The sequence below is a fragment of the Curtobacterium pusillum genome, assembly GCF_007673235.1.
GTDB lineage: Bacteria > Actinomycetota > Actinomycetes > Actinomycetales > Microbacteriaceae > Curtobacterium > Curtobacterium pusillum_C.
In genome coordinates this window covers 872,305-885,237 of the sequence record NZ_VDZH01000001.1, presented here as the reverse complement: position 1 = coordinate 885,237, position 12,933 = coordinate 872,305, and the positions used below count along the sequence as shown (strand labels likewise).

15 protein-coding genes and 1 riboswitch are annotated in these 12,933 nt (G+C 73.2%); of the genes, 8 read left to right on the top strand and 7 right to left on the bottom strand.

Going from position 1 to position 12,933, the window contains the following annotated elements; genetic code table 11:
- The first annotated feature begins 20 nt into the window (after nucleotides 1-20).
- Nucleotides 21-878: a LysR substrate-binding domain-containing protein gene (locus tag FS532_RS04100; protein ID WP_079238798.1), complete on the top strand. Its 858-nt coding sequence runs from the start codon at nucleotides 21-23 to the stop codon at nucleotides 876-878.
- Nucleotides 879-991: 113 nt separating this feature from the next.
- On the opposite strand, the gene FS532_RS18590 is transcribed toward FS532_RS04100, so the two are convergent.
- Nucleotides 992-1,837 carry a hypothetical protein gene (locus FS532_RS18590; RefSeq protein ID WP_186321899.1) on the bottom strand — a complete coding sequence of 282 codons (846 nt, stop codon included), beginning with the start codon at nucleotides 1,835-1,837 and terminating at the stop codon, nucleotides 992-994.
- Between the two features lie 255 nt (nucleotides 1,838-2,092).
- Here FS532_RS18590 and FS532_RS04085 point away from each other — a divergent pair, with 255 nt between their 5' ends.
- Nucleotides 2,093-3,061, top strand: a complete 969-nt coding sequence (locus tag FS532_RS04085; RefSeq protein ID WP_144750488.1) for an aldo/keto reductase — start codon at nucleotides 2,093-2,095, stop codon at nucleotides 3,059-3,061.
- 126 nt (nucleotides 3,062-3,187) lie between these two features.
- Here FS532_RS04085 and FS532_RS04080 read toward each other — a convergent pair whose 3' ends face one another.
- Nucleotides 3,188-3,835: an NADPH-dependent F420 reductase gene (locus FS532_RS04080; protein WP_144750486.1), complete on the bottom strand. Its 648-nt coding sequence runs from the start codon at nucleotides 3,833-3,835 to the stop codon at nucleotides 3,188-3,190.
- A 78-nt stretch (nucleotides 3,836-3,913) separates the two neighbouring features.
- Between FS532_RS04080 and FS532_RS04075 the strand changes: the two genes are divergently transcribed.
- The 4 genes from FS532_RS04075 (at nucleotide 3,914) to FS532_RS04060 (ending at nucleotide 5,772) form a co-directional block, all read left to right on the top strand.
- On the top strand, nucleotides 3,914-4,210 hold the full coding sequence (locus FS532_RS04075) for a GNAT family N-acetyltransferase (RefSeq protein WP_097179476.1): 297 nt from the start codon (nucleotides 3,914-3,916) through the stop codon (nucleotides 4,208-4,210).
- A gap of 22 nt (nucleotides 4,211-4,232) precedes the next feature.
- Complete coding sequence (locus FS532_RS04070) at nucleotides 4,233-4,694, top strand: VOC family protein (RefSeq protein WP_144750484.1); 462 nt, start codon at nucleotides 4,233-4,235, stop codon at nucleotides 4,692-4,694.
- A gap of 101 nt (nucleotides 4,695-4,795) precedes the next feature.
- Nucleotides 4,796-5,266, top strand: a complete 471-nt coding sequence (locus tag FS532_RS04065) for a MarR family winged helix-turn-helix transcriptional regulator (protein WP_144750482.1) — start codon at nucleotides 4,796-4,798, stop codon at nucleotides 5,264-5,266.
- Nucleotides 5,263-5,772, top strand: coding sequence for a metallophosphoesterase family protein (locus tag FS532_RS04060; RefSeq protein WP_144750480.1), 510 nt, complete (start codon nucleotides 5,263-5,265; stop codon nucleotides 5,770-5,772). The genes FS532_RS04065 and FS532_RS04060 overlap by 4 nt, the downstream gene beginning before the upstream one ends.
- Before the next feature lie 240 nt (nucleotides 5,773-6,012).
- On the opposite strand, the gene thiD is transcribed toward FS532_RS04060, so the two are convergent.
- The 3 genes from thiD to thiM form a co-directional block, all read right to left on the bottom strand.
- Nucleotides 6,013-7,482, bottom strand: a complete 1,470-nt coding sequence (gene thiD, locus FS532_RS04055) for a bifunctional hydroxymethylpyrimidine kinase/phosphomethylpyrimidine kinase (RefSeq protein ID WP_144750478.1) — start codon at nucleotides 7,480-7,482, stop codon at nucleotides 6,013-6,015.
- Nucleotides 7,479-8,135: a thiamine phosphate synthase gene (gene thiE, locus FS532_RS04050; protein WP_144750476.1), complete on the bottom strand. Its 657-nt coding sequence runs from the start codon at nucleotides 8,133-8,135 to the stop codon at nucleotides 7,479-7,481. Before thiE ends, thiD begins: the two co-directional genes overlap by 4 nt.
- Entirely contained in the window at nucleotides 8,132-9,007 is an 876-nt protein-coding gene (gene thiM, locus FS532_RS04045) for a hydroxyethylthiazole kinase (protein WP_144750474.1), read from the bottom strand. The genes thiE and thiM overlap by 4 nt, the downstream gene beginning before the upstream one ends.
- A riboswitch (TPP riboswitch) is annotated at nucleotides 8,996-9,091 on the bottom strand. (Overlaps the previous gene by 12 nt.)
- Nucleotides 9,092-9,159: 68 nt before the next feature.
- Here thiM and FS532_RS04040 point away from each other — a divergent pair.
- Nucleotides 9,160-10,149, top strand: a complete 990-nt coding sequence (locus FS532_RS04040; RefSeq protein WP_144750472.1) for an NUDIX domain-containing protein — start codon at nucleotides 9,160-9,162, stop codon at nucleotides 10,147-10,149.
- Between the two features lie 4 nt (nucleotides 10,150-10,153).
- Here FS532_RS04040 and FS532_RS04035 read toward each other — a convergent pair whose 3' ends face one another.
- Together FS532_RS04035 and FS532_RS04030 are read right to left on the bottom strand one after the other, a co-directional pair.
- Nucleotides 10,154-11,389 (bottom strand): MFS transporter, encoded by a 1,236-nt coding sequence (locus FS532_RS04035; protein WP_144750470.1) that lies wholly within the window; start codon nucleotides 11,387-11,389, stop codon nucleotides 10,154-10,156.
- On the bottom strand, nucleotides 11,386-12,036 hold the full coding sequence (locus tag FS532_RS04030; protein WP_222121928.1) for a GntR family transcriptional regulator: 651 nt from the start codon (nucleotides 12,034-12,036) through the stop codon (nucleotides 11,386-11,388). The genes FS532_RS04035 and FS532_RS04030 overlap by 4 nt, the downstream gene beginning before the upstream one ends.
- Before the next feature lie 138 nt (nucleotides 12,037-12,174).
- Here FS532_RS04030 and FS532_RS04025 point away from each other — a divergent pair, with 138 nt between their 5' ends.
- On the top strand, nucleotides 12,175-12,921 hold the full coding sequence (locus FS532_RS04025; protein WP_144750466.1) for a phosphotransferase enzyme family protein: 747 nt from the start codon (nucleotides 12,175-12,177) through the stop codon (nucleotides 12,919-12,921).
- Nucleotides 12,922-12,933 lie beyond the last annotated feature (12 nt).

Here is a 12,933-nt window from a genome sequence, read left to right as displayed (position 1 = left end):
CGCGAACGAACGAGGTGCCCGTGCTCGATCCGGTCCTGCTGCAGACCTTCCTGGCCGTCGCCGAGACGGGCAGCTTCACGCAGGCCGGAGCGCGGCTCGGGATCAGCCAGCCGACGGTGTCCCAGCACGTGCGACGACTCGAGACCGCGGTGGCACGGACCCTCGTCGCACGGGACACCCGGGGCGTGGCGCTCACCGACAACGGGGACGCGATGGCCGGGTTCGCGCGGACGATCCTCGCGGCGCACGCCACCGCCGACGCGTACTTCTCGGGGGCGGCGACCCGCGGGCGGCTCCGGTTCGGGGCGGCGGACGACCTCGCGATCACGCAGCTGCCGCGCATCCTCCGGGACTTCCGACGCCTGCACCCGCAGGTGAACCTCGAGCTGACGGTGAACCAGTCCTCGCCGTTGCTCCGCCGGGTGCACGCCGGGCAGCTCGACCTCGTGTTCATCAAGCAGACCGCGGGGGAGTCCGCCGAGGGCACCCGCGTCGCCACCGACCAGATGGTGTGGATGGCGCAGGACGGCATCGCGCTCGAGCCAGGGGAGCCCGTGCCGCTCATCGCGTACCAGGCGCCGAGCATCAGCCGGCAGATGGCGATCGACGCCCTCGAGGCCGCGGGGCGCACATGGCGGATCACCTGCAACACCCGCGACGTGAACGGCGTGCTCGCGGCGGTGCGGGCGGGGATCGGGGTCGCGGTGTTCCCGCACTCGCTCATCCCGGCGGACCTCGTGAAGGTGTCGCAGCGGCTCGGGCTGCCGGACCTGCCGGCCGTCGACTACGTCCTCATCGCCAACCCGACGGTGCAGCGGGAACCGATCGACGCCCTGACGAACGCGATCCTGTCGCGCGGGGTCGTCCGCGCGGTGTGAGGGAGTGGGCGACGGTCGTCGAGTCGGTCGTCGAGTGAGCAGAAATCGTCGGGTCGAGGGCGCGCACCCGACGTTTTCTGCTCACTGAACGACGGCGCCCGGCGCCCGGCGCGCTACGGGGCGAGCTTCGAGGTCGTGCCCGTGCCGGTGAGATCGGGGAGCGTCACGCCGGCGAGCGGCAGCACCGCCGAGGCGACCGCCCACAGCAGCACGAGCGTGCCGACGCCGCCGAGCACCGCCCCGAGCAGCGCGATCGGCCGCTGCCACGTGGCCGCGCCGTTCCGCAGCGTCACGATCGAGAGCACCAGCGCGAGCACACCGAGCACCAGCCCGACACCGTGCACGGTCGCGGGAGCGAGGAACCACCCGGCCGCGAGTCCGAGCGTCGCCAGACCGGCGACGGCGCCGAGGACGGCACCCGGCGTGGCCCCGACGAGCGGCTTGCGGACGCGCACCGGGTCAGCCTGGAGGCGCGGCTCGCCTCCGTCGGCGTCGGTCGCCTCGGCGGGTGGTGCGGTGGTCTCGGACTCCGGTGCCGGTGCGGGAGCGGAGGACGGGGCGGCGGTCGGTGCCGAGGCGGGCGGCGCGATCACGGCGTCGAACGACCGGGTGGGCGTCGGAGCCGACGCCGGAGCCGGGAGCGGGGCCTGCTGGCGGGCGAAGCGAGCGGGCGTCCGGTAGCCGATCGGGCCGGTGGGGGCGGGTTCGGTGCCCTCGACCACGACGTGCTCCAGACCGGGGACGGAGAACCGCGGTTGCCCGACGACGGGTACCGCGGGCACGACGGGCGCCGGAGGAGCTGCGTCGATCGGCGACACCGGCGCGGGCGCGAGCAGGGCCTGCTCGAACGGGACCGTGTGCACCGCCGGCGAGGTCGGGGCCGGCGGGAGCAGGTCCTCCTGCGGCGGGTAGTCGGGGACCACGATGTCGGCGTCGCCGGGCGCGGATGCGGGCGGCACGGTGGGCAGCGTGCTGCCGGGGCCGACCGTCTCGGGTGCAGGGGCCGACGCGACAGGGGTGGGGCGTGCCTCCAGGCCGTCGCCCTCCGGCGGTGCCGTGACCCAAGCCGGGACCGCGCGACGCGGTCGCTCGTCGTCCGGCATGCGATGCGATGCCACTGCGGCTCCCTCCGTAGGCTGATCCATCGTCAGTTCTAACGGCAACCCGTGCGCCCGGCGCAGCCCCAGTTCCGGGGTCGCCGGTACGGTCGAGTCATGACCGGAATCGAACACCGTCCGCTCGGGCCGTCAGGGCTCGTCGTCTCCACCGTCGGCATCGGCTGCAACAACTTCGGCCGACCCGGTACGTTCACCGAGTCGCAGGAGGGCACGGACGCCGTCGTCCGTGCCGCCCTCGACGCCGGTGTGACCCTCTTCGACACGGCGGACGTCTACGGCGGTCGGCCCGGCCTGTCCGAGGAGATGCTCGGCAAGTCGCTCTCCGGGCGTCGTGACGAGGTCGTCCTCGCCACGAAGTTCGGCATGGACATGCAGGGTGCGAACGGCCCCGACTGGGGTGTCCGCGGCTCCCGGCGGTACGTGCGGCTCGCCGTCGAGTCGTCGCTCAAGCGCCTCGGGACCGACTGGATCGACCTGTACCAGATGCACCGGCCGGACGACGTGACCTCCATCGAGGAGACCCTGTCCGTGCTCGACGACCTCGTCCGTGAGGGCAAGATCCGCTACATCGGCCACTCGAACTTCGCCGGGTGGCAGATCGCCGAGGCCGAGCTCACCGCCTCGATCGCCGGCACCACGGCCTTCGTGTCCGCGCAGAACGAGTACAGCCCGCTCGCCCGCTCGGTGGAGGACGAGGTCCTGCCCGCCGTGCGTGCCTACGCGCTCGGGTTCCTGCCGTACTTCCCGCTGTACAACGGCCTGCTCACCGGCAAGTACACGAAGGACGGCGGCCCCGCGGACGGCCGACTGACGAAGGCGAAGCCGCAGCTACTGGCCGACGCGCCGTGGGGGATCGTCGAGGAGTTCCAGCGGTTCTGCGACGAGCGCGAGGTCACGATGCTGCAGGCGACGTTCGCGTGGTTGCTGGCGCAGCCCGGGCTGTCGAGCGTCATCGCGGGGGCGACGAAGCCCGAGCAGATCGTGCAGAACGCCGAGGCGGGCACGGCGTGGGCGCCGTCGGAGGACGACATCGCCGAGATGACGGTGATCTTCGACGGCGCCTGAACGTGCGGGGGCCGGGCTCGCGGCGCTCGCGCGAGGCGAGTCTCGGTGTGGGCGACACTTCTCGCGCTCCAACGCGCGAGAAGTGTCGCGTGGCCCGAGTCTCGGCAGGCCGCGGCCGGCCGGGACCTACTGGTCGCGGTAGCGCTTCGCCTCGGCCAGCTTGCCCCGGAGCTCGTCGGCGGTGAACCGGGCGACGTACCCGGGGGTGTCCCGCTGGATGCGCCAGCCCTCGGCGAGCGGGCCCGCGTCGACGACGTCGAACCCGAACTCGTCGATGAGGTCCGCCACCACGGCCTTGGCCGCGTCGTCGTCACCCGCCACCACGAGGGCCCGGCGATCCGGGGTGCCCGTCGGGGTCGCGTGGCCGGTGAGGTCCGCGGCACCGATGTGGTTGAACGCCTTCACGACGCGGGCGCCGGGCAGGTGGTCCTGCAGCAGCTCGGCGGTGGTCGTGGTCTCGTCGTCGAGGGCCTGGATGTGCCCGTCGCGCTGCGGGTAGTAGTTGTTCGTGTCGATCACGACCTTGCCCACGAGCGGCTCGACCGGGATCGTCTCGATCGCGGCGAGCGGGGTCGTGACGACGACGATCTCGCCCGCGGCGGCTGCCTCGTCGCGGGTCGCCGCCCGCGTGCCGTCGCCGAGTTCCGCGACGAGGTCCGTCAGGGTCTCCGGGCCGCGTGAGTTCGCGATCACCACCTGGTGACCGTGCTGCACCGCGAGTCGTGCGAGCTGGGATCCGATGTTGCCTGCGCCGATGATGCCGATGGTTGTCATGGGTCCGTGCAACGCCGACCGGTCCGACGCATTCCCCGGCTGCCGTCACGCGGGGTCACACGGGTGCATGATGGCGGCATGGACCACGAGTTCCGGCACGAGGCAGACCAGGACCGCTACGCGATGTACGTCGGCGGCGAACTCGTGAGCGTCCTCGACCACCGCGAGAACGGCGACGCGATCGCCTTCCCGCACACCTACACGGTGCCCAAGCACCGCGGGCACGGGTACGCCGCCGAACTCGTCGACTTCGCGGTCGCGGACGTCGAGGCGAACTCCACGAAGCGCATCGTCCCGATGTGCTGGTTCGTCGGCAAGTGGTTCGACGAGCACCCCGAGAAGGCAGACCTGCTCAGCCGCGGCGCTGCGGACTGAGCCGAACCGGAGGGCCCCGCCCATGCCGACGATCACCCCGTTCCTCTGGTACGACGACCAGGCCGAGCAGGCGGCGGAGTACTACGTCGCACTGTTCCCGGACAGCAGCATCGACAGCGTGAGCAAGACCCCGGACGGGCAGACGCTCGTCGTGGAGTTCACGCTCCTCGGCCGGCCCTACCGGGCGATGAACGGCGGACCCGGGCACGAGCACACCGATGCCGTGTCGTTCCAGGTCGACGTCGACGACCAGCCGGAGCTCGACCGCATCTGGGACGCCCTGCTCGCCGACGGCGGACGGCCGTCGATGTGCGGGTGGCTCTTCGACCGCTGGGGTGTCGCGTGGCAGGTCACCCCGTCGATGATGGGCGACCTCATGACCGGCTCGGGCGACCCCGAGGCGAACGCCCGCGTATTCCAGGCGATGATGCAGATGCAGAAGCTCGACATCCCTGCGCTGCAGGCCGCGGCGGCGGGTCGCTGACCCCCGGCGAACCGTACCCGCCGGTATGGTGGCGGGACCGAACACCGCCGGTCGGCACCGGCACAGCAACGAACAGGCCCTGACAGGCTGGAGGCCCGGCGATGAGCGACCCGAAGCCCGACGTCCGCAACAGCGACATCGGGCGTGCCTACACGGAGCTCGCCCGCATCACCCGTCGTGCGAGCATCCGAGCCCGTGGGTCGGAGTCCATCCTCAGCGTCGTCGACCAGTCCCTCGTCGACTTCGTGGTGCAGCACCCCGGGTGCATGGCCATCGACATCGCCCGGTACCTGCGGCTCAACCGGTCGACGATCTCGCGGCAGCTCTCCGGACTCCTCGCCGCCGGGCTCATCCGGACCACGGACGGCGGCACGGGCAACGCGAAGCCGCTCGGCGTCACCGACGAGGGCCGCGCGGCACTCGAACGGTCCGTCCAGCTGCACCGCGACGCCCTCGACGAACGACTCGCGGGCTGGTCGGACGACGACATCGCGCTGCTCGCCGGCCTGCTCGAACGCCTCGGCGCCGCCGACGAGGCGGGGCTGCCCGTCCCCGGGCGCACCGCACCGTGACGACCTCGTTCGTCCTGCTCTCCGACACGCACCTGCCGAAGCGGGCGAAGGACCTGCCGGAGCGGCTCTGGGCGGACGTCGACGCCGCCGACCTCGTCGTGCACGCGGGAGACTGGGTGGACCTCGCGACGCTCGACGCCGTGCAGGCGCGGTCGCGCCGGTTCGAGGGGGTCCGGGGGAACAACGACGGACCCGAGTTCGACGACCGCCTGCCCCTCGTCGCCCGCTTCGCCGTCGAGGACCTCCGCTTCGCCCTCGTGCACGAGACCGGTGCGGCGACCGGCCGGGAGCGTCGCATGACCGCGGAGTACCCCGACGTCGACGTGCTCGTGTTCGGCCACTCGCACATCCCGTGGGACACCGTGGCGCCGTCCGGGCTCCGCCTGCTCAACCCCGGTTCGCCGACCGATCGCCGGCGCCAGCCGGACCACACGTGGATGCGCGGCACGGTCGACCGGCACGACCTGACCGTCGAGCTGGTGCGGCTGTCGCCGCCGGCTCGCTGACGCGACCCCGTTCCGGACTGGCCCGACCCGCGAAAGCGACTGTCTGCCGCCGAAGGGTGGCGGGATTGTGTCGCCTTGGCGGGGTGGTCGACGTGCGTCGGCGCGACGGTGTCGCTTTCGCAGTGTGGTGACGGTCTGACGGTCTGGAGGCGCGTGGCGGCCCCGCCCCGCGCCTCCGGACCGTTCCGCACCGCCTTCCGGGCGTGGGCCGAGTTTCGTCCGTACGGACTGTTCTCGCGTTCAGGCCGGGACTCGCGCCGGCGCGAGCAGCGGCATGCGGAAGAAGGCCAGCTCCCACTCGGTGCTGCGGCGGAACGCCCGGGTCATCGCGCCGCGCTCGGCGGGTGTCGCAGCGGTCGCGAGCTGCTCGACACGGGCGGTCGCGGCGGCCGAGGCCTCCGCGAAGCCCGGATCGCCGTACGCCCCGATCCAGTCCGCGAACGGGTGGTCCGCGGGCACGGCGCCGAGCTGCGTGCCGACCCAGGCGTAGACCCGGAAGCACGGCAGCACCGCTGCGGCGAGGACTCCGACCGACCCGGTGTCGGCGGCCGCCTGCAGGTGCGCGAGGTACCCGGCACAGGTCGGGTGGACCGGGTCGTCGGCGTGCGTGCCGGCGAGGCGTCGGTGGTGGAGGTCGCGGGCCTCGTCGGCGCAGCCCTCGGCGGACGCCGTCCAGAACGCCGCGGCGTCGCCGGACGACCACGACGCGAGCTGCGACAGGTGCCGCTCGTACGCCCGCAGGTAGTGCACGTCCTGCGCGAGGTAGCCCGCGAAGACGTCGGCGTCGAGCGTGCCGTCCCGCAGGCCGACCAGGAACGGGCAGTCGATCGTCTCCTGCAGCACGCCCGCGACGTCGGTCCACCAGCGGTCCGTCCACGATGGCGTGGGCAGGGCGTCACGGACGACGGCGCCGTGGTCGATCGGGCCGGTGCCGGTCCCGACGTGCAGGGCGTCGGCTCCGCGGAGTGCTGCGGTCAGCCAGGTCTTGGCGGTGCCGATCGCGAGCTCCCAGTCGCCGTCGCGGGCTGCGAGCGTCGTGATCGCGCTCGACAGTGAGCAGCCGGTGCCGTGCGTGTTCGTCGTCGCGACACGTGGGCCGGGGAACGTCCGCGCGGTGCCTTCGGGCGAGACGAGGACGTCGTCGGAGGTGTCGCCGTCGTCGTGGCCGCCCTTCGCGAGCACGAGGACGTCCCAGGTCCGGGCGACGATCCGTGCCGTCGCCGTCGGCGAGCTGCCGGGTTCGGTTCCGGCGAGCGTCGCGAGGACGTCGAGTTCTGGTCGGTTCGGCGTCACCAGTTCGGCCAGCTCGAGCAGGTCGGACACCGCGCGGGTGGCGTCCTCGTCGAGCAGTCGGTCGCCGCTCGTGGCCACCATCACCGGGTCGACCACCACCACGGGCGGGCGATGCTCGCGGAGCCACGCCGTCACGGTGCGGACGACGTCGGCGGTGCCGAGCATGCCGATCTTCACCGCGTCGATCGTCACGTCGTCCGACACCGCGTCGAGCTGCTCGCGGAGGAACCCGGCGTCGGGGACGTGCACGGATCGCACGCCGTGGGTGTTCTGCGCGACGAGCGCCGTCACGACCCCCATCCCGTAGCCGTCGTGCGCCGCGATCGACTTCAGGTCGGCCTGCAGCCCGGCGCCGCCGGTCGGATCGGTGCCCGCGATGCTCAGGACACGGGGGACCGTCGGCCGTGCGGCGGTCACGATGCGCTCCAGGCGGACACGTACGCCGCGGCGGCCGAACCGGGATCGGCGGCCGCGCAGATGCCGGACACCACGGCGACACCGGCTGCCCCGGCGGCGCGCAGGGGCACGACGTCGTCGAGGGTGACCCCGCCGATCGCGACGCACGGGATCTCGGTGGCGGCCGCGAGCCGGGCGAACCCGTCGTGGCCGAGCGCCGGCGGGTGGTCAGCCTTCGTCGTGGTGGGGTGCACGACCCCGACGCCGAGCAGGTCGACCGTGCCGCGGGGGAGCCGGGCGACGGCGGCGAGGTGCTCCGGCGTGTTCGCGGTCAGCCCGACGTGGGCGTCCACGCCGAGCAGGGCCCGGGCGACCTCGACCGGGACGTCCGACTGCCCCAGGTGCACCCCGGCGACCCGGTGGCCGGCGTGCCGCGCCGCGAGGGCGACGTCGAGCCGGTCGTCGACCACGACCGTCGCCCGGTCGCCCACGGCGTCGGCCACCGCGGAGGTCAGGGCGAGCAGGTCGCGCGCGGAGGCGTCCTTGTCGCGGACCTGCACGATCCGCACGCCGCCGTGCACCGCGGCACGGACCACACCGAGGACACCGATGAAGTGCCGGTCGGACAACGCGCCGTCGGTGACGAGGTAGACACCGACGTCTGTGCCGGTCACGCGGAGACCCCGACCGTCTCGGGTGCCTGCTCCACCGAGATCCGGGCCTCGCGGACGACGTCCTCCGGGCTGAGCGACGCCAGCCGGTCGAGGAACAGCGGCTGGAACGTGCCCGGCCCGCCGGCGTCCCGCGCCGCGAGCTCGGCGGCGATCGTGTGTACCGCGGCGGCGGCGACCGCAGCCGCTCCGGCGTCGTCGGGGGAGACCGCGGTGAACGCGGCGACGACCGCTCCCAGCGCGCACCCGCCGCCGGTGATCCGGGTCAGTAGTTCGGTGCCGTTCGCGACCCGCACCGATCCGATGCCGGGCGCGACCAGCAGGTCGACGGGACCCGACACGGCGACCGCGGCCACGCGCCTCCCGTCCGGGTCCGGACCGGCCACGGCGGCGACCGCAGCATCCCGCGCGTCGTCGGTGCCCACCGTGCTGTCGACCCCGCGCCCACCGGCGGACGCACCGAGCACGGCGAGGACCTCGGAGGCGTTGCCGCGGAGCACCGTCGGACCGAGCGCCAGCAGGTCGCGGGCGAGCGCGGTCCGCACCGGGAGCGAGCCGACCGCCACCGGGTCGAGCACCCAGGGCGTGCCGGCGTCGACGGCTGCCGAGGCGGCCTCGAGCGACGCGGCCCGGGGCTCGGCGTGCGGGGTGCCGGTGTTCACCAGCAGGGCGTCGGCGACCCGGGCGAACGGCCCGGCCTCGGTGACGACGTCGACCATCGCGGCCGAGGCACCGAGGGCCAGCAGCACGTTCGCGGTGACGTTCTGCACCACTGTGTTCGTGATGCAGTGCACCAACGGGCCCCGGGCACGGACGGCCTCGAGGAGTTCGGCGGTTCGGTGGGCCCAGGACGGTTCGGGCGCAGCGGTTTCCATGGACGATCCCTTCGCGAGTACGAGCTCGAGCAGGTTCGACGGGTGTGATCTCAGCCGCTGGTTGCGGCACCCCGTGTCTCGGACGACACCGTACACGACGTGCTCCCGACGTCTCCGGTCACATGCGCGGTGCCGTGTGACAGGCTTGGTGGGTGCCAGACGCAACGCCTCCCGGGCCTCCTCCCGGCCCCCGCGACCCCGGCGACGCCTGGGCGATCGGCCCCGACGGCACCAAGGCCTGGGGGCGCTTCGGCGCTGCCGGGCTCCTCGTCGACGACGGCTCGGGGCGGGTGCTCTTGCAGCACCGCGTCGAGTGGAGCCACCACGGCGGCACCTGGGGGATCCCCGGCGGAGCCCGGCACCTCGGCGAGGACGCCGTGACCGGAGCCCTCCGCGAGTCCGCCGAGGAAGCCGGTGTCCCGGAGGACGGCGTCGACCTGCGGCACACGTCCGTGCTGGACCTCGGGTTCTGGACGTACACGACGGTGGTGGGGCGCGCCTCCAGTCCGTTCGAACCGGTGATCGCGGACCGCGAGAGCCTCGAACTGGCCTGGGTGCCCGTCGACGACGTCGAGGACCTGCCCCTGCACCCCGGGTTCGGGGCGTCCTGGCCGGCGTTGCGGGCACGGCTCGGGACGACACCGCACGTCGTGGTGGACGCCGCGAACGTCGTCGGCAGCGTGCCGGACGGGTGGTGGAAGGACCGGGCGGGGGCTGCTGCGCGGTTGCTCGGGTCGGTCGAGGCGCTCGCCGCGGAGGGCGTGCCGGCGGCGCTCCTGGACCTGCCGTTCGACCGGTGGTGGCCGCGGTGGACGGTCGTGCTCGAGGGGGAGGCGCGGGGTGCTGGCGGCGCGGGCGCGCCGGGCGCGGGCGCTGCGGGCGCGTCGGGCTCGCCCGCTTCGTTCAGTGAGCAGAAGACGTCGGGTGCCGATGCCCGACCCGACGATTCCTGCTCACTCGATGTCGTCCGGGCGCCCGGCTCCGGTGACGACGCGATCGTCGAGGCCGCACGGGCCGCGCTCGACGCCGGGCACGCACCGGTCGTCGTGGTGACCGCCGACCGCGAGCTCCGTGCCCGCGTCGAGGCGATCGGCGCCGCGGTGCACGGCCCGAGCTGGCTGCGCGAGCAGTTCTCGCTGTGAGGTCCTAGCCTGCGGGCGCCGGGATGTGCTTCCGCGACGACACCAGGATCGCCAGCCACGACAGCACCCCGAGCCCGACGACGACCCACAGGATGAGGGGCACGGCGACGACGTTCGCCACGGTGGCGATCACCGCGGGCGCCAGGAACCCGGCGTAGGCGGCCGCGTAGAACACCCCGGTCAGCCCGGCCAGGTCGCGGGACCCGGCGATGCGCTGCACCTCGAGCAACGACGACACGAGTGCGAGCCCGATGCCGAGGCCGATCACCACGTTCGCCACGAGTCCGATCGCCACCGACTGCAGCTGGATCGCGACGACGACCACGGCGATGCCCGCGGTCATGAGGCCCACGGCGATCAGCAGTCCGCGTGCCGAGAGGAGCGAGTTGACCCGCGCCGCCAGGGGCTGCACGGCGCTCGACACCCCGAGGGCGACGACGGTGGCGGCGGTGGCGAACAGGAGTCCCCACATCCCGGTCGCCCCGGCGAGCTTCGTCGGCAGGTACCCGTACCCGATCGCCGCCGAGCCGAAGATCCACGGTGCCGCGACGAGAACGACCCGGGTGAAGCGGCGGTGGCCGGCGCTCGGCACCGCGAGCTGCCTCCACCACGGGCCGGGGACGCCTCCGGTGCGGTTCGTCTCCGGCGTCCGCCAGACGATGACGGCGAAGGGGATCGCGACGCAGATGTGCACGAGGAACGGCAGGACCTCGGGGATCGGTCCCCACTGTGCGATCAGCCCGGCGACGAGCGCACCCGATGCCGAGCCGAGGGTGAACGCCAGCGATGCCCGGCGGGCGCCGGAGCCGGCGTCGGCGGACGGGTCGAAGCGTCCCTGGGAGAGCTCCTTGACCCAGCTGTTGCCGACCGCCATCGCGATGCCGACGGTGATCCCGGAGAACAGGCGTCCGGCCATCAGGAAGCCCGCGCCGAGCGGTCCGAACGCCAGGAGTCCGCTCCCGACGACGGCGGAGACGATCCCCGCGAGCATGAGCGGCCGGCGTCCGTGCCGGTCGGACAGCGACCCGGCGACGAGCAGTGCCGGGGCGAGCCCGAGGACGTAGACGCCGAGGAAGACGTTGACGAGGAGCGACGAGTAGTGCGCACGCTCCTCGTACATGAGCAGCAGCGGTGAGAACTGGTTGCCGCCCCACGAGCAGACGAACACCGCACCCCAGACGGCGACCCACGGCAGGACCCGGACGCTCGGGACCGCGATCGAGTCGGTGCCCGCGCTCACAGCGCACCTCGGTGCGACGCGACGTGTGCGCTGAGGACCTCGGCGTAGCGGACGGCGTCCCCGGCCTCGAGCGCGGCGGCGAGCGCCCGGTGGTCCTCGAGCGACGCCTGCAACTGCGACGGCTGGAGCCGCATCAGGTGGTGCCGGAGCCGCTGCTGCCGGTCCCGCAGCGTCCGGGCGAACATGACGGCGATCGCGTTCCGCGACGCGCCGATGACGGCCCCGTGGAACTCGGCGTCCACCTCGATGAACCGGTCGACGTCGCCGGTCGCGACCGCCTGCTCCTGCTCCGCGAGCATGGCCTGGAGGCTCGGGGTGACGTCCGCAGCGCGGCCGTCGGTCACGACGCGGGTCGCCGCGGTCGACTCGATGGCCTCCCGCATCTCGAGCACGTCGACCGCCTCGTTCGGGGACATCGGCCGGACGACGGCGCCCTTCCGGGACTCGAGGGTGAGCAGGTCCTCGGCGGCGAGGCGCAGGAACGCCTCGTGCACGGGTGTCCGGGAGACGCCGATCTCGTGGCACAGGGCGTTCTCGCTGATCGCGGTGCCACCGGGCAGGTCGCCGCGGATGATGGCGCGCTTGACGTGGTCGTACGCCCGGTCGGACGCTGCCTGGCTCGTGACGGGGGTGCTCGGGGTGCTCACGATCATCGATTCTACGCCTTGCATGCAACGGTGCATGCGATAGTGACACGAGGAGTTCACAATGGACCGGTACACCGGGCTGCTCAGCCCGATACGCTGGGCCACCACGTCAACGGAGACGTACTACAGGAGGTTCCGATGGAGCGGATCACCAGGGCCGACGATCGTGTGCACCGCCCAGCAGGGCCGTGGACACCGACCGTGCACCGGCTGCTCGCCCACCTGCACGAACAGGGGTTCGTCGCGGCGCCGGAACCGATCGAGCACGGGGACACGCTCGAGACGGTGTCGTTCGTGCCGGGCACCGCGGGGGAGTACCCGTGGACCGCCGACGTCGCGAGCGAAGCCGCGCTCGTCACGACCGCACGCCTGCTGCGGCACTACCACGACGCCGCCGCGACCTTCCCGCGGGACGACTCCCGCGACGTGTGGTCCCAGGCGGAGCGCTTCCCCGCCGAGACGATCGTGCACGGCGACTTCGCCCCGTACAACTGCGTCTACGACGGCATCGCCGCGGTGGGGCTCATCGACTTCGACACCGCCCACCCCGGGCCCCGGGTGTGGGACGTGGCGAGTGCCGTGTACCGGTTCGCCCCGTTCACGACCGGCATCGTCGAGGGCTCGACCGCGCCCTCGCTCGACGAGCGCCTCGACCGCGCCGCGGAGTTCTGCCGCGCCTACGAGCTCGACGCCCGGTCACGGGAGCTGCTCGCCGAGACGATGACCGGCTCGCTGGTGGCCCTCGTCACGACGATCGAGACCGAGGCCGCCGCGGGCAACCCGAAGTTCGTGAGCGACCTGGAACACGGGCACGCCGAGCTCTACCGGGCCGACGTGGCGTACATCGAGGAGCACGCCGAGGACATCGCCGCCGCCGTCGCCTGACGGTGGTGTCGG

Coding starts and splice junctions, on each gene's coding strand:
- FS532_RS04085 (WP_144750488.1), top strand. CDS start 2,093: ATGACCGGAATCGAACACCGTCCGCTCGGGCCGTCAGGGCTCGTCGTC.
- FS532_RS04080 (WP_144750486.1), bottom strand. CDS start 3,835: ATGACAACCATCGGCATCATCGGCGCAGGCAACATCGGATCCCAGCTC.
- FS532_RS04075 (WP_097179476.1), top strand. CDS start 3,914: ATGGACCACGAGTTCCGGCACGAGGCAGACCAGGACCGCTACGCGATG.
- FS532_RS04070 (WP_144750484.1), top strand. CDS start 4,233: ATGCCGACGATCACCCCGTTCCTCTGGTACGACGACCAGGCCGAGCAG.
- FS532_RS04065 (WP_144750482.1), top strand. CDS start 4,796: ATGAGCGACCCGAAGCCCGACGTCCGCAACAGCGACATCGGGCGTGCC.
- thiM (WP_144750474.1), bottom strand. CDS start 9,007: ATGGAAACCGCTGCGCCCGAACCGTCCTGGGCCCACCGAACCGCCGAA.
- FS532_RS04025 (WP_144750466.1), top strand. CDS start 12,175: ATGGAGCGGATCACCAGGGCCGACGATCGTGTGCACCGCCCAGCAGGG.